The organism is Bartonella chomelii (genome assembly GCF_014138465.1).
In the GTDB taxonomy this organism is placed as follows: Bacteria; Pseudomonadota; Alphaproteobacteria; order Rhizobiales; family Rhizobiaceae; genus Bartonella; species Bartonella schoenbuchensis.
Window position 1 is genome coordinate 72431 of sequence record NZ_JACJIR010000003.1, and the last position, 18973, is coordinate 91403.

Here is an 18973-nt window from a genome sequence, read left to right on the forward strand (position 1 = left end):
TTATCTTTATGTTAATTGTTTACCGTTGTCTTAAATAATGCAGAATTATTAGTTGTACTTAAAGTTAGCTCATATTCTTTTTTAAAATCTGATTTTACTCCAAGAAAACTGGCTGAACGACGAATGATATTCGCAAGCATCGGTGCTGCATTCATTGCTGCCACTGCTGAGCGTTTGCCTTCTTCAGGCTGAGGTTCATCAACAATTGTTAAAACAACGTAAGAAGGATTATCCATAGGGAAAGCAGCAAGAAAACTGTTGAAATTCTTCATCTTAGAATATTTTCCATTTACAACTTTTTCAGCTGTTCCTGTCTTACCGCCAATACGATAACCTTCCACCTTTGCATTACGCCCAGAACCAATAGCACTATTTAACTGATAAAGGTAGCGCATATCCTGGCTAGTTCGGGGGTGTAACACTTGTTTAGCATGTTGCAAAACTTGCGCTTCAGTTCGCTTTAAAAATGTGGGTTCAATCAGCCAGCCACCATTCATTAAAGCAGCTGTTCCTACCGCTGTTTGCAATGGTGTTGTTGCCATACCGTGACCAAAAGAAATCGTCATAGAATCTATATCCCGCCAACGACGCGGCAAAACAGGACTAGCAACCTCAGGTAATTCTGTTGTCATACGGTCAAGTAAACCAAGACGTTTTAAAAAATCACGATGTCCATCAATCCCTATTTCTAATGCTTCTCGAGCAGAACCAATATTAGAAGAATAAACAAACACCTCCCATAGCGTTAAGAAGCGATTTTTCCCATGAAAATCACGAATAAAACGGCTATGACTTACTTGAATTGGTTTTGAAGCATCAATGATACTATTTAAATGAAAAACTTCTGAATCAAGCGCCATCGCAGTAGTAAAGCTTTTGATAATTGATCCCATTTCAAAAGTTCCAGCTGTCATCCGATTAAGGCGGTCACCTTTAAGAGAATCAACAGGATTCCCAGGGTCAAAATCAGGCACAGATACCATAGCAACGACCTCACCGGTATGGATGTTCAAAATAACAGCTCCTGCAGCAAGCGCTTTATAACGCTCCATCCCCTTCATAAGCTCGTCACGTACAATTGCCTGAACACGTATATCAATCGAAAGTTGAACTGGTTTCAACAATGCCTCAGTTGCAAGACCAGCATCTCGAAGAACACTCAAACCCGTATCATCAATATATTTTTCTATGCCTGCTATGCCTTGATTATCAACATTAACCATACCAAGAATATGTGAAGCTATAGGTCCACCTGGATAAAAACGACGTACTTCAGTACGAAAACCAATACCTGGAATACCAAGTGCCATAATTTGCGTTTTTTGTGTTGGAGTTAACCCACGTTGGACCCAAGAAAAACGAGATTTTCTTTTTAAGCGCTTATAAGTTTCTTGCCAATTAAGCTGAGGTAAAACCGTTGAAATCAATTCTATTGTTTCATCTATATCAATAATGCGACGTGGTTCGGCAAAAAGTGAATAAGTTTCAATATCTGTTGCCAATAAACGCCCATTACGATCAATAATATCAGGTCGAGCAGCCAGCTGTAATGCTCCCGGTCCTTTTGCTTCTTCAATCTGACCACCTTGAAGCCCATAAGAAATAAGGCACTTCGCCATAATACCGTACAGAATAAGAAAACACAGTATAGAAAAAATCAATCGTGAACGGTTAAAATATGAGTGATAAATAGAAAGATCTGAACTGCTCAATTGGTCGTTTAATTTCTTTTTACGTGAAAACAGGAGCAATAATCGCATTACTGCACACCTTTTTGAATAACGTTATTATTCTGAGAAACATGATTTTTAACAAGAAGAGCCTTATCTTCTTCAAAGGTATTTTTCTTAATCAATTCGTCAATTTGATCGTATAAACGTGCTGGAATATCTTTCAATTCTACAATCTGACGAGGTTGTATTATCTCCAAACCTAGTTCTTTTTGATAATATTCTGCAAGTTTTTGCATACGTGATGGTTCTATCATCACAGCCCACTCAGCATGCAAAAGCTTTACCATATTTTTTTCTGCTGTAATCTCCCGTTCAAGACGGTATGCTTCGCCAATTTGTTTTTGGACATCATATTTTACCTTATAAGTAATAGCTGCCATACAAATCATAATAGTCACTAAAACCACATCCAATGTACGAAAAAATGTCATTTCTTACTGCCTTTAAAACTGGTAATTTCTGCCAAACCAAACAATTCCATATCCGCTTTAATGACATCCTCTTGAGTACGAAGAACATCTTCTTGAGTACGTATGCCTACACGTAACTTTGCAGAACGTGCACGAGGATTTTTTTGTACTTCCTCTTCATTTGCGGTCTTCACACCTTTAAACAAAGGCAAAAATGTTGCTGGACTAGATTTTATTTCAGGAAGATAGCGCGACCTTCCCCCTTCTCCTGAACGAGCAGAAAAAAATCTTTTTACTATGCGATCCTCAAGAGAATGAAAACTAACAACTCCTAAACGCCCCCCTGCTTTCAAAACTTTTTCAGCAGCCAATAAACCTCGCATAAGTTCACCAAGCTCATCATTAACGTAAATACGAAGAGCCTGAAACACACGTGTTGCAGGGTGAATACGATCATTTGGTTTACGACCCACTAAAACCTCAATAGCATTGGCAAGATCACATGTACGCAAAAAAGGACGAATACGACGACGCTTTTCAATCATCCGCGCAATTCGACCCGCATGACGTTCTTCACCCAATATCCTAAATATATGGGACAATTCATTGACTTTTAAACAATTAACAACATCGCTTGCTGTAAAACCAGTCTGTGCCATTCGCATATCTAGTGGACCATCTTTTTGAAAAGAAAACCCCCGTTCAGCTTCATCCAATTGCATTGAAGATACGCCAATATCAAGAATAACTGCATCCACCTTTTCTTCCACCACACAATCCAACCGTGAAAACTCTATTTGCACCAAACGAAGACGTGGAAAAAAATGATCAACAAGCAATTGCCCCTCACGGATTGCATGAGGATCACGATCAAGAGCAATAACATCTGCACCTGCATCAAGCAAAGCACGCGTATACCCCCCAGCACCAAAGGTGCCATCAATTACTTTTGCCCCAGCTAATGGTACAAGCGCAGCTAAAACTGGCTGCAACAATACTGGAATATGGCTTTCAGTTTCGTTACCCTGCCCTGTCAAAATAACCCATCTTGATTTATATTTTTTCGCATCAATAACCACCAATGGCAAATGATGTCATAATAACTAAAACCTTAACTTTCACACTTATCTTAACAAAAGAAAATGCAGTTAAAGTTATCCTAATGCACACATTAATTCATTATATTTAAAGAAATGTTATAATTTTAAAAAACATTTTTAAAAGTGTGCAATTTAAACATAAATTTTTTTGAAGACTTGTGCCAATACTATAAAAATATAAAAAATATCAGTCGGCCTGTAAGCCGGGTTCTGTATGATAAAGTTTACACTCTACATGGCAACCATTCATCTGGGACGGATGTTACCATCCGCCTCGTGCAACCTACCCAAATGACTCACCTGGAAACTGGCTGCAAGTTAAGCCTTGCGCGTCATTTCTATTCGGTCTTGCTCCCGGTGGGGTTTACCTTGCCACACTCATTACTGAGTGTGCGGTGGGCTCTTACCCCACCCTTTCACCCTTACCTATAAAAATAGGCGGTTTGCTTTCTGTGGCACTTTCCCTAGGGTCACCCCCGCCGGGTGTTACCCGGCACCGTTTTTCCATGGAGCCCGGACTTTCCTCACCTGCTCTTTTAAATACTGAGCAAGCGCGGCTGCCCAGCCGACTGACTTGATGATTTATAAAACATTTTTCACAAAGTGAAAATAGCCCTTAAAAATATTTTACATATCCTTAAAATCGTTCATTACCATTAAAACATAGTGTTGTTTCAATAAATCTAAATAGATTGTAATTTTTGAACAATATTTTAAACTAAAATAGAACTCATTTGCGCAGCACGATCGGCATTATATTTTTAAAATTATACAGCTATTGTCACTGTTTAATTTAGGTATTTATATCAATAATGTACACCGCATTCAAAATTGCCTTAAGAATGATAAAGATCTTTACACAGAGTTATTTTGTAACTCCCCCTCGCAGGTCAAATTTATTGTACCAAAAAATTTTTTGTATACGTACGACCATTACCTTTAATACTAACAACAGCTTATACTAAATTAATTGGAATCTTATATTGAATTGCAATTTTGAACTAAAATTTCATAAAAAAGAATGAATATCTTAAAAGAAATAACAATTAAACTGCTGTTTAAGCTTAAACTTTCAATATCAGTATAAGCTTTTTCACACAAAATATAAAAATAGAGAAAAGATTGCTGTTTAAAAAGATTTTCAAAAATTGCATTCCTTCTCTTTTCATTAAAATACGTTTAATCACAATTATAAAGCTTTAAGGTGTATTTCATCTAGAAAAAAGTTTAAAAGTGACACAATATATTCATTTGATAGACATACAATACTAATTGTATGCAAAAATAATGATGAAAAACTCCATCATTTATCGCTTACAGATATTAAAAACTCCATTATCGCCAAATCTACTATTTACAATACCAATATCGACTAAGAATCTTTTTAACGAATGCTCTTTTATTCATTAAACATATAGAATCCCTAGAAAAGATCATCAGTTCAGTTCTATTTAAAGCCAATACCAATTAGCCAAAAGCTCATGTCATAAAAACCATTCTCCAGAGCTAATTCTCTTATGAGAAACTACACTAAATATGTTAACAAGTCAGTCTTTCAATTGTATATTATTTAACTGCTTTCAAGCACAACTTAATGACCAGTTAATGACCAGCTTCTATCTATTTTTCAGATAATTTTGTAAAAAACATTGATAATTTCAATTACCAACTAATAAAGCAATACCTATTAACAAGCAATTTATGCTTCGGCCCCCCTAAAAACATTACCTAATAAATATTTTGGCTTACATTCACACACACGCGGGCTTACGATACACTAACCTCACGCAGCTAAAATGGATAAACAGCTTAAAATTTTATAGAAAAAACATTTTAACAATTTACCTATCATTCATCCCCAATAACGCAGCAAATAATTCAGAATGTATTTTTTACGCTTTTTATATTCTGGAGAAGGACGGAACAAAGCATTCTTAAAACAAGCTTCAAATAATTATTCCTAAATCATTATAGATAAATGATTAAAAACCAACATCAACAACAGGAGAATAAGAAATTACTTTTAATGCAGCTGCAGCTGCAATTTTCCCAAATTGTTGTGCCTTTTTATTATTCTGACCGCTCGCAAGGGCAGCAGCAATCGCATCTTGACGTGCTTGCTTAACAATGCTCTTTTCTTGCTGAGAACTTATCTTAAAAAGATCCCTTGGAATATCCGGTGAAAATACTGCCACCCTTCCTAGGGCGCTATCTGTTGTATCAGTCTGGCGTGAAAAGCTCGCCTCACCAAATACAAATTGATACACAAAAAAACTCGCTACCACAACGAACAATAAAAGAAGCATTAGAATAACAAGATAACGCCAGCGAAACTTTATCATCTTTGATCCTAAACATTATAACACACTATAATTACATCATTTATATAATGTTTTTTATTTTTTAAATTTAAAAATAATTATGTCACTTACTGAAAATAATACATAAACACCTAGAAAAATATTCCCAACATTTATGTACTAACACCATACTATAAGTAGCTGTTTGCACTTGCTAAATGACATATGTACCAATGTAATGCTGAATTCAAATTTAATTTAAATAAAAAAATAAAACCCGACTGAAGAATTTTTCAGTCGGGCCAGACAATCTAGGGATCCACGCGGGGGAGGGGGGAGAGGCTCCCTGATTGTCTTATTACATCAACCATTATAATCGCTAATGCAATAACCTAACTATGAAATAAAACATTTTAAACAACAAGAAATTCTCACCATTTTAGCTAAAGAAAGAGCAAAAAACAGCCTTAAGCCTTGCAAAAATGGAAAAATTTAGGCAAAAAATATTTAAGATGATCCAATTTGAAGCACACTTTACTCCAAAGTGTGTTAATAAAATTCTTTTTAGTAATTTAAATCTTTAGTACAAGATTATGAGAAATAATTTACTGTAACAAAAACTTAAAAATAACAAATAGTTTTTATAGATCACATTCCAATAAGCAGAATAAATTATATCAATTAATTAAACAACTTATTACAATAAAAATCTTAAACAGCCCTGCTCTGTCAAATCAAGTAACTATATTTTGCAAAATACAGGCCTTAGATATTTTCTAAAAAGTATTATACTGACAAATTAGGAGTATAAGTATTCATATAAGAAAAGCAGTGTTAACGGGCGAGAGGTTTATAATTGACACGTTTAAGATTAATAGCATCTGGACCAAGACGACGAAGTTTATCAGCTTCATATTCAGCAAAATTACCTTCAAACCATTCCACATGACCATTACCTTCAAACGCCAAAATATGAGTAGCCAACCTATCAAGAAACATACGATCATGCGATATCACAACTGCACAACCAGCAAAATTTTCCAGCGCATCTTCTAACGCACCTAATGTTTCTGTATCAAGATCGTTTGTAGGTTCGTCAAGAAGAAGAACATTACCTCCATTTTTTAAAAGTTTAGCTAAATGAACACGATTGCGCTGCCCTCCCGATAAATTCGCCACCTTTTGCTGCTGATCTGAACCTTTAAAGTTAAATGCTCCACAATAAGCACGGCTATTCATTTCATATTTGCCTAACTTAATAATGTCATCTCCACCAGAGATTTCCTCCCAAACAGTCTTATCTCCTGCCAACGCATCGCGATTCTGGTCAATATAACTCATCTGAACCGTTTCCCCGATGCGTACTGTACCTGAATCAGGCTGTTCCTGCCCTGTTAACATTTTAAATAAGGTGGACTTCCCTACACCATTGGCACCAATAACGCCCACAATTCCACCGGCGGGAAGCTTGAAAGAAAGAGAATCAATCAATACACGCTCACCGTACGCTTTTGACAAATTATCAACCTCAATAACAACCTGTCCCAATCTTTCTCCAACTGGTATAATAATTTGCGCATCTCCAGGACGGCGTTCACGCGCAGCCTGAACCAATTCATCATAAGCCCTGATACGAGCTTTTGATTTTGCTTGGCGCGCTTTCGGACTGGAAGCTATCCATTCCTTTTCGCGTGACAATGCACGTTGACGAGCAGCTTCTTCCCGCCCCTCTTGTGCCATACGTTTAGCTTTAGCACTCAAATAAGCAGAATAATTTCCCTCATAAGGGATACCTTTACCGCGATCTAATTCTAATATCCAACCCGTTACATTATCGAGAAAATAACGATCATGCGTAATCAGAAGTACTGCACCTGGATACTCACGTAAATGCCTTTCAAGCCAAGCTGTAGTTTCAGCATCTAAATGGTTTGTTGGTTCATCTAAAAGCAATAAATCAGGTTTTGACAAAAGTAATTTACAAAGCGCAACGCGCCGCCTTTCACCACCTGAAAGTTTAGTTACACCCTCCTCCCCTGGTGGGCAACCAAGAGCAGCCATAGCCATTTCTACTTGATTGTCTAAATCCCAAAGATTTTGACTGTCAATAATATCCTGAAGTTTAGCACTTTCATCGGCTGTTTCATCACTGTAATTCATCATCAATTCATTATAGCGATCTAAAATTGCCTGCTTATCTGAAACCCCTTCCATCACATTACCCCACACATCCTTGCTTGGGTCAAGAACAGGTTCTTGCGGAAGATAACCACAACGTGCTCCTTCAGAAAGCCATGCTTCTCCTGTATATTCTTTATCTAACCCACTCATAATACGCAAAATCGTCGACTTACCTGCACCATTTGGCCCTAAAATACCAATCTTAGCATCTGGATAAAAAGATAAATGGATATTTTCCAAAATTTTCTTATTGCCGTAAACCTTATTGACTCCAGCCATATGATAGATAAATTGACGCGCCATAAATCTCTCTTTGATATTATGCAAAATTAAAGGGTGAGAATTTCGAAAGTATTATTTTCGCTTTTCTTAAATTTCACAATTAGCAACACTTAAATAATGCCCTAACAGCTTTATCTTTATATTGATATATTTTTTCTAATCCCACAAGCCCTACTTTGCGCTTCAAAGGCAGAAAAACACTATCCCAAAGTACAAAAAGCAAATATTCTTAAATTATACTTGAATTATGCTATCAAATAGCTGCTTTCTTCTCCATATAAGATACAAAATTACACTTTTATCATATTAAACCAATCTATTAGTGCAACAAAAATCATAAGAGAAAGCCAATTTTCTATGCACCATTTTCCCGCCTTACAGATTTTACATCACGCCACCTTCCTCCACCTCGTGTTTCATCATTTTGATGTCACCAAAATAAACGATCACCACTATATTATTTTATTGTGATTAAAACTGCATAAAAAATGAGAACATATTTAAAAATCTAATGCCCCAGCCCTATTATCTATCATCAAAGTTTTGTACCAACAAATAGCTTATCATTAAAACAGTGCACCACTTATATTGACCAATAGTTATAAATTAGCACAAAATTACAAAAATTATCGTACCAACTGATCCATTCATCTCTTTTAGTTTCAATCATCAAAATAAGCACAAACATTGACCAAATCATCTCAAAACTTTAAGACGAAACACAATCTTTAAAAGGCTACGACAAAAAAATCACCCACAGGAATAAATTTATGGAAAAAAAAGCCTTAATCGTTATCGATGTACAAAATGACTTCTTACCAGGAGGAGCACTTGCAGTCCCACAAAGCGATATTATTATACCTGCCGTTAATGAACTTATAAGTCGTTTTGATCATGTCATTTTAACCCAAGATTGGCACCCAAAAGGCCATTGCAGCTTTGCTTCTTCCTATCCCCACAAATCTCTTTATGATACGGTTAAACTTGACTACGGACTTCAAACACTGTGGCCCGATCATTGTGTACAAGGAACACAAGGAGCGAAATTTCATACGTCTCTCATGGTTGGTAAAGCACAACTTATCCTTCGAAAAGGTTATCATCAGAAAATTGACAGTTGTTCTGCTTTTTTTGAAAATGACCAAAAAACGCCAACAGGCTTACAAAATTATCTCAAAGAACGTGGTTTTACACAATTAATTATATGTGGTTTGGCTACTGATTTCTGTGTAGGATTTTCTGCACTTCACGCTGTAAAATGCGGCTTTAAAGTGAGTGTTTCATTGAACGCTTGTGCCGGTATTGATCTAAATGGATCATTAAATACGATGCTTAAAACTATGAATGAAACCGGCATAGAGCTCTTAATGACATTATAAACTACTTCCCGTCTTGTTTTGTGATAATAAATAGAAGAGATTTTTATAAAATCTGTATTTCAAAACAACAGATTATTCGGGAGATAATGTTTTATGTTTAAAGCGAATGGAGGAATAAAATGCTACCCCAAGAATACATACACCAATAAGTCCTGTTAATGCTTCAGGTACTGGCATAATAATTTGTATATACATAATCACTGCAAGTACCAAGATTGCGTAAAAAGCACCGTGTTCCAAATAGCGGTAATGCAACAATGTTCCTGTTTCAACCAACATGATAGTTATAGCACGTACATAAAATGCACCGATACCAAGACCAATTGCAATAATAAAAAGATTATGTGAAAAAGCAAAAGCACTCATAACACCATCAAAAGAAAAGCTAGCATCTAGAATTTCTAAATAAAGAAATGAGCCCACTCCTCCCTTAGCAATAGCGACTAAAGTATTTTTTTGGGAATCCAAAAGTGAACTAACTGCTTCAACCACTAAAAATGTTAAAAGCCCATAAAGCATAGCAAATAAAACAGTCAGCTTATTTTCTGTTGTAATTTGCCCTGAGAAAAATAACATCAGAATTAAAACAATAGCAATATCAACTCCCACAAATGAACCAACCTTTTGAGCTGGTTTCTCTATAAATGCTAGCCAATGCACCTCTTTTTTAGGATCAAAAAAATATTTTAAACCAACCATCATGAGGAAAGTTCCCCCAAAAGCAGCAATGCCCACATGAGCATTTGTCAAAATTTCAGTATACTGATGTGGCTCCCATAGTGCTAATTTGACTGCTGCAATTGGACTAATCCAAGCTGCAAAAGCAACAATCAGTAATGGAAAAATAACCCTCATACCAAATACTGCTATTAAAATGCCCCATGTCAAAAAGCGACGGGACCATAGCTGATCCATCTTTCCAAGAATACGTGCATTGATAATAGAATTATCAAAAGATAGAGAAATTTCTAAAATTCCCAAAACACAGCAAATGAAAAAATATTTTAAAAAACCAATGAGACTACCCGTCTCAAACCAACCAACAAATCCACCCCCAAAAACACCAATAATTGTGAAGAAAAAAGCCCATCTAAAATAGCCTAATAGGGCCATGATCACGCCTCAAAATTCATCTCTTTTATCCATCCTGGTACTCACTCATATTGAAAGATCACAAGACTGAAAGATTACATCTATCGATAAGTACAATAATATACATTGTAAAATGTATATGGAATCTCTCCAAGAAAAAACAAGAGAAGAATCAAAAAAGCCTATATTTCTTCCAATAAAAAGGTTATTCCTTATAATAATAAAATACAAAAAATTAAAATTTAATCCAAATATTTATTAGATATTTTAAAAAATAAGAGGAATAAAAGTCAATAAATATTGACATTAGGCAATGAGATATTCATACATTGTGTGCTTTTACCAACACAAAGCTCATACCATGATGATTTACTGAGGGAGATAATTCGTGGCACGTCCTGAAACTGAAGCAAAAACTGTATTTGGAAAACGTTTACGTCATGTACGCCTCGCTTTAGGCGATCCGTCACGTGAAACATTAGCTAAAAATTTTAGCATGACAAAAAATTCCATCGCCTTTTATGAGCGTGGAGAAAGAGAACCTAACCTTAGCGTATTACAAGCATATCGCACGTTGTATGGAGTCAACATTAATTGGCTTTTAACTGGACAAGGAAAAATGTTTGACACCGAATGCACTAGAAGTGAATTCGATTGGAATTATTTTATTAAAAAAATTGAAGCAATTGAAGATATTCTTACCAAAAATGATCATAACGATACACTAAATCAAAAAAAGATTGAAAATTCTTATGAAAAATTACAGCAATATCTTCTAACACAAGGTATATCCAATGGCCTCAATCCAAAGGCAATTACTTCTCTGGTCAATATGAAAGCAAATATGGCCAACTCTTACGCTCTTAGTTTGTTTATCGATTTACTTATTCGAAGCATATCGCACAAAGAAACGACCGCTAGCTAATAATATTCATTTCAAATAAAATCAGGCTTAAATTTTATTAACGTGAACAATAGTATTGTACTTCTACCATATTGATAAAGTTTAAGCCCTTTTATAATTTTTGCTGTAGTAAAATAATCAAACAAGCCCTGTTTGCAGTGATACAATTTTTCTTATTTTCAACACCAGTTAAAATTGAAAACAATCAGTTCTAAAATATGAAATAGCTCCTTGTAAAAATGGCTACTTGACTTTAAAATGGCTACTTGGGTCGTTCTTAAAAGGAGAAGGACATTAAATGTTTTTTGTGGTCGCCAACGCACTTATTCACAGCTTCTACTCACGTGCTTTATAAGTAATACACCTTTTGCCAAACTAATCACAAATCACCATTAAAGCTTATCATCATCCTGCAAATAATATCGATTATTCTTAATTGAAAAGAAATAACCCGCTTCATCCCTTAAAAAAAGAAACCTTCTTTATTTTCCATTTTTATAATAGCAGTTTCCAGCCCATGCTCTAAAAAGAATCGCCGCTCTTAAATATGTTATTTTTATATCCACTAGTGGATATAAAAATAACATATAAATGAATACTTATAAATTTTTCAATTTCCATTTCATTGATGTCATAACTATTCAATGTAATTTATTTTATAAATTCGATAACAAAACCTTATTCTGATACTTTATAACACATAAAAAAATACATATATTATGGATGATAAAGAAAAACCTAGTCTATTGGATACGAGCACCTTTAAAAGCTAATAGCTTTATTTAAAATATCCCCCTTCCCTCACAAAACTTTTGAAATCTAATAAAATTCCATATTTTGTGCGAAAATAGCAAAGGAATATATTGGGAACAATATTGCAATCAACCAATAGTATACAAACAAACACTTTATTCTAAAGCATCGACCAAAAAACTTGACCAAATAAATCATAAAGTTACAAAAATGTGTCCGATAGGAATCCAAAAAATAAACAACTATGTAAATCTTCACTCTAAAAAGATATTTTGACTTACTAGATGACTTCTGACCCCGGAAGACATATCATAATGTAATAAAATCAACTGCTTATAGGGATAAAAAAAGGAATGGTGGGCCCGGAGGGACTCGAACCCCCAACCAAGCGGTTATGAGCCGCTGGCTCTAACCAATTGAGCTACAGGCCCTACAGACTATTTTTCTCTAAACTAAAATGCCTCACGATACAAGAGACTGCTTGAATTATAATTCACTTTTTTAAGTTTCTCTCGTTTTTTATCTTTCAGTATCATAATTCTTTACAATGATTCCCGAAAATGGAAAAGTGACAATCTATAAATCAACGGAGTGAAAATGAATATGACACAAATAATTTTCCAGCTAAAAAATGCTAACTTAATTAAAGCTTCCATGTTAGCAGCATTAACATTACTAACCACTTCATTCTCTGTACACGCAGAAGAATGTACAATGAAAAATTCAACTATTGTAGTTACTGCAACAGGTGAAAGCCAAGCAATACCAGATATGGCAATTATCAATCTATCTATTGTTACCCACGACAAAACCGCTCAAAAAGCATTAGCGGACAATAATAAATTTATGAACAATGTTGTAGATTCTTTTAAAAAAAATAACATTCAAGAACACGACCTACAAACATCAAATTTGTCTATTTATCAGTCTAGCTCAGATAAACAGCAAGAACAAAAAAATAGCGAAACCATTTATGAAGTTTCCAATTCTTTAACAGTACGTATCCGTGATCTTGCTAACGTTGGTAAAATATTTGATCAAGCAATATCTTTTGGCATTAATTCTGTCCATGGTATTACCTTTACCAATGCTGATACAAAACCTTTTTATAAAGAAGCACGTCAAAAAGCTATTGCTGAAGCTATTGAAAAAGCAGAAACTTTAGCACAAGCAGCAAATTTGAAATTGGGTAAAATCATTGAAATTAATGAAAATAATAATAGCTTTCATCCAACACAGCGCTTAAGCAGAAGTGCACAATTTGCAAGCTATGCAGATACAAATTTTTCAAGCGGTGAATTAAACTATAATGTCAGTGTTACTGTAACATTTTCTATCGACTAAGTAAGGTATCGTCGTTAATTCGTATATAAAACGGTACATAAAAAAATTGTATCACCGGCCCTCATATAAAATGCCGGTGATATATTGAAGATAAGCCTCGTCAGATGATAATTCATTTTCGTGAGCTTCAATCTTCCCGTGTGCAGAGAATTGTGCTTGATGTACCGTTTGGCGATTTCCTGATATAAGTGGATGCCACCAATGAAGGTCTTTCCCTTCATTAATTAACCGATAAGCACAATTTTTTGGCAGCCAATGAACTTTTTTCACCGTTGCAATATCCAATAATATACAATCTGGAACTATTGATTTACGATGAGCATAATCTTGACACTGACAAGTTTCCATATCTAAAAGACGGCAAGCAACGCTAGTTGCATAAATATAACCCGTGTTTTCATCTTCTACTTTATGCAAACAACAAAAGCCACAACCATCACAGAGACTCTCCCACTCAACAATGGACATCTCTTCTAATTTTTTAACTTTCCAAAAGGGAGCCTCTTTACTCATAAATCGATTATACTCTTTTTAAAAATAAGAAAATTTACGCAAAATAAGTACAATGTTGTCCCTGTAACACTATACACCTCTAAGCTAGCTTAATACCATCCATATTCATTTTGCCCCAAATCTTCCCAAAGATTAATTCAACAAAGATAAAAGACATCTCTAGAAAAAATCTTACACGAAAAACACCTTATGAAGATATCTTACCACAAATGACCTTAAACTCAGAAACAATACCTAATTGTAATATCCTACAGACTATAATTACTGATAAAAATTAAATGAAATTTTTTCTACAAACTATACACTTGTATAAGCCATTTTATAAAAAAGAGATTTGTTGTTTTTACCTATGATTTGACACACTTCAACGTGAAGCATATTCAACATCATCCCCTCTGGAGTTAACTTCACCTACATGTACAAATAATAGTTTTTATGACGTTATTTATTTCTTTGCAGATCATCTCTATGATTTTACACTGTCTTTTTTTCCACAAAGCGTAGTAATAAATATTTAAGTCATTATATTGCTTAAACAGTGAACTTTCTCCAATTATTCAGCATACCTCTTTTATCTTTTTAAAAAAAATTTTTCAAAAAATGACACAGTAAACTTTTTATTACAATAAACGGTACATTTTGAAATACACTATAAAATTATTAAGAATCAAGAAAACTGCGTAATTTCCGTGAACGGCTAGGATGCTTTAACTTACGAAGCGCTTTTGCTTCAATCTGACGGATACGCTCACGTGTAACTGAAAACTGCTGACCAACTTCTTCCAACGTATGATCAGTGTTCATTCCAATACCAAAACGCATCCGCAAAACACGTTCTTCACGCGGCGTTAGTGAGGCAAGTACGCGAGTTGTTGTATCTCGTAAATTAGCTTGAATAGCTGCATCAATCGGCAACAAGGCGTTTCTATCCTCAATGAAATCACCTAAATGGGAATCATCCTCATCACCAACTGGTGTTTCAAGTGAAATAGGCTCCTTTGCAATTTTAAGCACTTTTCTCACTTTTTCTAATGGCATGGAAAGCTTGCTAGATAATTCTTCCGGTGTAGGTTCACGCCCAATTTCATGCAAAATCTGACGTGATGTACGAACAATCTTATTAATAGTTTCAATCATATGAACAGGAATACGAATGGTGCGCGCTTGATCAGCTATCGAACGCGTAATTGCCTGACGAATCCACCATGTCGCATAAGTCGAAAATTTGTATCCACGCCGGTATTCAAATTTATCGACCGCTTTCATCAAGCCAATATTGCCTTCTTGAATGAGGTCAAGAAACTGTAAACCACGATTAGTGTATCTTTTTGCAATTGAAATCACAAGGCGTAAATTGGCTTCCACCATTTCCTTTTTAGCGATTGTTGCTTCACGCTCACCTTTTTGTACCTGCGTAACAATCCGACGAAACTCCCCAATTGAGATAGCAGTTTCTTGCGCAAGACTTTGTATTTCACTGCGCAAACTCTGTATTACCTTGGCCTCACGAGTTGAAAATTCTTTCCAGCCAGACCCTGGCAAAGTTGCAACATAATTAATCCAATCTGCATCTAATTCACGACCCTGATATTCTTTTAAAAAATCTTCGTGCCCAACTCCATAGTTGTTAGCAAGCCGCTTCAATTTACCTTCACTATGAACCAACCGTTTATTGATATCATAAAGCTGTTCAACCAGCGCCTCAATACGATTTTGGTTTAAAGAAAGAGACTTTACTGCTTGAACTAAATCAGCTTTCAATTGAGTGCATTTCTTTTTTTGAGAAGATGAAAGAGCATCCTCTTTACAATCTGCCAAACTGCTTTCAACGTGTTGATCTTGCAGTTTTCTCAGTTTTACATACGTCTCAGCAATAAAATCTAAAGTTTCCATAACCTGAGGACACAGCTCATTTTCCATCGCTGCAAGCGATAAGTTAACTTCATCCTCCTCATCATCTTCAACCCCAATGTCTTCTGCAAGATCGTCTACATCATGCATACTAGAACATGGCATTTCCTCTTTTATTTTTTCTACTTCACTGCGTTCAATAGCAGGAGCTTGCTTGGCTTCTGGACCAGCATAAGTCATTTCAAGATCAATAATTTCACGAAGAAGGATACGCTTCTCATTTAATTCTTCACGCCATATAATTAAGGCTTGAAATGTTAAAGGGCTTTCACATAGCCCCGCAATCATCGTTTCACGCCCTGCTTCAATACGCTTGGCAATGGCAATTTCACCCTCACGTGAAAGTAATTCAACTGCTCCCATTTCACGCAAATACATACGCACCGGGTCATCAGTCCGATCTGTTGCATCTCGTTTTGATATCGTTGCAATTGATCGGCTGGTGGCTTCCACCAAATCGCCACCTTCTATCGTAATTTCTTCCTCATAAGGTTCAGAATCGACTTCATCTTCGTCGTCTACAACATTAATCCCCATTTCAGACAGCATGGCCAATGTATCTTCAATTTGCTCAGATGTAACTGATTCAGAAGGAAGAACTGCATTCAATTCATCCATTGTCACATAACCATTTTTCTTGGCGAGTTTAATCATCTTTTTGATAGCATCATCGGAAAAATCAAGAAGAGGACTGTCCAAACTTACTTGGCCCGTTTCTGCCACGCTATCTTTTTGTTTAGCCTTTGTTGCCATACCATTAACTCCACTTGATCACTACTAGATTTCATGTGATCAGCTTTTTGCGTTTTCATTTAGCGCGTCAACAATTTCTCATATGCATTTTATCCTAGGATAAAATCCTCATTTTTAAAGACACACTTTATATACGCTTTTACCCACATAAAAACGCGGGAAAACTACAGAAGTTTCCCCGACACTTTCAGCCCTTTTGAGATAATCTCTACACTCCATAGTAAGAATCAATTTCCGCTTTTTTAAAATTCACTCGCCATTCTTCACAAAAATGCCGTCTCTTACAATAGATTTTTTCACATTAGACTTTGGTGACTGATTCGCTTTAAAAAAGCGAATCATTTTATCTTATTTGGCTCACTCTCATCTGTTTCTTCATCAAACCAACATCCAAACCCTTCAATCAAAGCTTCTGTTGCCCGCATTTGCTCCAATTCAGTTTTCGTTTCACGCAGTAGATCAAAAACCTCATTATTAGGATTTTCCATGAGTTGTTCCTCAATATCTTGTAATCTCTTATGTAGGTGGTGTTCTCGAAGATGCAAGTAGATAGCTTGTTTTAATACAGCACGAGCATCTTCTATGGGAGCTTTAGTAAAAGTAGTACGCATACCAACGCTTTGCACAAGATTTCTCATACGTTCTAAAATAGCCTTTTGTCCTTTTTTTTCTAAAAGCTCAATCATTACTGCTTTATCATGAATCTGTTGGCTTCCTAGAATTTCCAGCATCGATTGATGAAAATTTGCTAATTCAGTATTTTTTAATTCTAACTTAGAAAGAACTTCAAAATTCTCATGCCAAAGATCAGGATAATGAGCTAAAATTAATAAAATAACTGCCTCACGCAAAGGAATAGAATGCGGCAAATTACGTACCATATTAGAATTTTCTAACGAAGAAAAAGACTGCCCTTTAAATATTTCATCTTTCTGGTTTTTACCATATCCTGCTGTATTCTTTTTTTGTAAAAAAGGAGGAGAAAAAAAATCAAAAAGCCGTTTCTTTATATCTTGAAAATAATAACGACGCACATCTTCATCTTTAATCGTAAAGACCTCTTGTTTAAGTCTTCGTTCCAGTGCTGCCCGTGTTTCTGGTGTTTCAAAACGTTTCCCATAAGTAGCGCGCCACCATAAAAGCTCAATCAGTGGAATTGATTTTTGCAAAAAAGAATTAAAAAGAGGAGCACCACCAGCACGAATAATTTCATCTGGATCTTCACCTTGAGGCAATAAAATAAAATGTACAGATACCCCCACTCTTAAAAGGGGTAACACACGATCAGCTACACGAAAAGCAGCTTTTAAACCAGCATCATCCCCATCAAAACAAAAAACACAATCAGGTTCTATTTGCCATAAAAGCGCAATTTGTTCCTCTGTTAATGCTGTCCCCAAAGGCGCTACCACTTTTTCAAAACCAGCCTTTGTTAACGCAATTACATCCATATAGCCTTCAACGACAAGAATAGAACGTGCTTTTTTCTCTTCTATGGAATGATTGCTTTTGCGAGCAGAAGCTGCATTATAAAGCATATTCCCCTTATGAAAAAGTACCGTTTCAGGACTATTGAGATATTTTGCTCGCACGTTTTTATCTAATCCGCGCCCTCCAAAAGCCACTACACGTCCACGTAAATCTTCAATAGGAAATATGATACGATTTCTAAATCGATCGTAGGGAACTGTAACATCCTCACCCGATACAAGAAGACCACAATCTTCCATCTGCTTTACCGAAATACCACGCATACTTAACGCTTCTTTTAAAGCTGTACGCTTTGTTGGAGCAAAACCAATCCGAAAGCGTTTTATAAGTTCTGGTGTTACGCCACGCTCACCAAGATAATAACGCGCCTGTTCTCCCTCTTTATTATGTAAGCTACATTGAAAAAAATCCGTAGCCATTCCCATAACATCATAAAGACTGGCTTTTTGCATTTCACGTTCATAACTTTGTGGATCAAGAACAGGTAGTTTCATACCTGCAAGATCAGCCAAACGCTCTACAGCTTCTAAAAACTGCAATCCATCAAGTTCACAAAGAAAAGTGAAAATATTACCGCTTACACCACAACCAAAACAATAATAACAACCTTTACGATCATTACAGTGAAAACTTGGGGTTTTTTCACCATGAAATGGGCAACAAAACCAAAAATCTCCTCGTGCGGGCTTGCTTTTTTGAGGGTCAAATGTCACCCTTTGGCTAATAACCGTTGAAATTGGTAATCGGCTGCGGATCTCGTCAATGAAATCAGGTGGAAAACGCATTATATCTCACAGAGTTTTAAATTCTTTTTTGTATGTTTAACT

12 protein-coding genes, 1 tRNA gene and 1 other RNA gene are annotated in these 18973 nt (G+C 35.6%); 3 read left to right on the forward strand and 11 right to left on the reverse strand.

All coding sequences use genetic code 11. The features are described 5' to 3' along the window. Window positions 1-11: 11 nt before the first annotated feature. From GGR10_RS04660 to ettA, 6 genes are all read right to left on the reverse strand, one after another. Window positions 12-1760 (reverse strand): peptidoglycan D,D-transpeptidase FtsI family protein, encoded by a 1749-nt coding sequence (locus GGR10_RS04660; protein ID WP_182480144.1) that lies wholly within the window; start codon window positions 1758-1760, stop codon window positions 12-14. After that, a complete protein-coding gene (gene ftsL / locus GGR10_RS04665) occupies window positions 1760-2164 on the reverse strand; it encodes a cell division protein FtsL (RefSeq protein WP_182480145.1) in 405 nt (134 codons plus the stop codon). Before ftsL ends, GGR10_RS04660 begins: the two co-directional genes overlap by 1 nt. Next, window positions 2161-3180 (reverse strand): 16S rRNA (cytosine(1402)-N(4))-methyltransferase RsmH, encoded by a 1020-nt coding sequence (gene rsmH, locus GGR10_RS04670; RefSeq protein WP_182480146.1) that lies wholly within the window; start codon window positions 3178-3180, stop codon window positions 2161-2163. The genes ftsL and rsmH overlap by 4 nt, the downstream gene beginning before the upstream one ends. A gap of 246 nt (window positions 3181-3426) precedes the next feature. After that, window positions 3427-3816, reverse strand: an RNA gene (gene rnpB, locus GGR10_RS04675) — RNase P RNA component class A. A 1409-nt stretch (window positions 3817-5225) separates the two neighbouring features. Then, window positions 5226-5585, reverse strand: a complete 360-nt coding sequence (locus tag GGR10_RS04680) for a hypothetical protein (protein WP_182480147.1) — start codon at window positions 5583-5585, stop codon at window positions 5226-5228. A 792-nt stretch (window positions 5586-6377) separates the two neighbouring features. Beyond that, the gene (ettA, locus tag GGR10_RS04685; protein WP_182480148.1) at window positions 6378-8027 is read right to left on the reverse strand and encodes an energy-dependent translational throttle protein EttA; all 1650 of its coding nucleotides are present in this window, start codon (window positions 8025-8027) and stop codon (window positions 6378-6380) included. Between the two features lie 749 nt (window positions 8028-8776). On the opposite strand from ettA, the gene pncA reads away from it, so the two are divergent. Beyond that, the gene (gene pncA / locus GGR10_RS04690; protein ID WP_182480149.1) at window positions 8777-9385 is read left to right on the forward strand and encodes a bifunctional nicotinamidase/pyrazinamidase; all 609 of its coding nucleotides are present in this window, start codon (window positions 8777-8779) and stop codon (window positions 9383-9385) included. A 72-nt stretch (window positions 9386-9457) separates the two neighbouring features. Here the strand turns inward: pncA and GGR10_RS04695 are convergent, their stop codons facing one another. Continuing rightward, complete coding sequence (locus GGR10_RS04695) at window positions 9458-10498, reverse strand: DUF475 domain-containing protein (protein WP_182480150.1); 1041 nt, start codon at window positions 10496-10498, stop codon at window positions 9458-9460. A 367-nt stretch (window positions 10499-10865) separates the two neighbouring features. Here GGR10_RS04695 and GGR10_RS04700 point away from each other — a divergent pair, with 367 nt between their 5' ends. Further along, entirely contained in the window at window positions 10866-11402 is a 537-nt protein-coding gene (locus GGR10_RS04700) for a helix-turn-helix domain-containing protein (RefSeq protein ID WP_010704001.1), read from the forward strand. Between the two features lie 1086 nt (window positions 11403-12488). Here the strand turns inward: GGR10_RS04700 and GGR10_RS04705 are convergent. Beyond that, a tRNA-Ile gene (locus GGR10_RS04705) sits at window positions 12489-12565 on the reverse strand. A 172-nt stretch (window positions 12566-12737) separates the two neighbouring features. On the opposite strand from GGR10_RS04705, the gene GGR10_RS04710 reads away from it, so the two are divergent. Next, window positions 12738-13478 (forward strand): SIMPL domain-containing protein, encoded by a 741-nt coding sequence (locus tag GGR10_RS04710; protein ID WP_182480151.1) that lies wholly within the window; start codon window positions 12738-12740, stop codon window positions 13476-13478. 51 nt (window positions 13479-13529) lie between these two features. On the opposite strand, the gene GGR10_RS04715 is transcribed toward GGR10_RS04710, so the two are convergent. The 3 genes from GGR10_RS04715 to dnaG all read right to left on the reverse strand — a co-directional run bounded on the left by GGR10_RS04715 (window position 13530) and on the right by dnaG (window position 18931). Next, the gene (locus GGR10_RS04715) at window positions 13530-13991 is read right to left on the reverse strand and encodes a YcgN family cysteine cluster protein (protein ID WP_182480152.1); all 462 of its coding nucleotides are present in this window, start codon (window positions 13989-13991) and stop codon (window positions 13530-13532) included. 660 nt (window positions 13992-14651) lie between these two features. After that, a complete protein-coding gene (rpoD, locus tag GGR10_RS04720; RefSeq protein WP_182480153.1) occupies window positions 14652-16655 on the reverse strand; it encodes an RNA polymerase sigma factor RpoD in 2004 nt (667 codons plus the stop codon). Window positions 16656-16993: 338 nt separating this feature from the next. After that, entirely contained in the window at window positions 16994-18931 is a 1938-nt protein-coding gene (dnaG, locus tag GGR10_RS04725) for a DNA primase (RefSeq protein WP_182480154.1), read from the reverse strand. Window positions 18932-18973 lie beyond the last annotated feature (42 nt).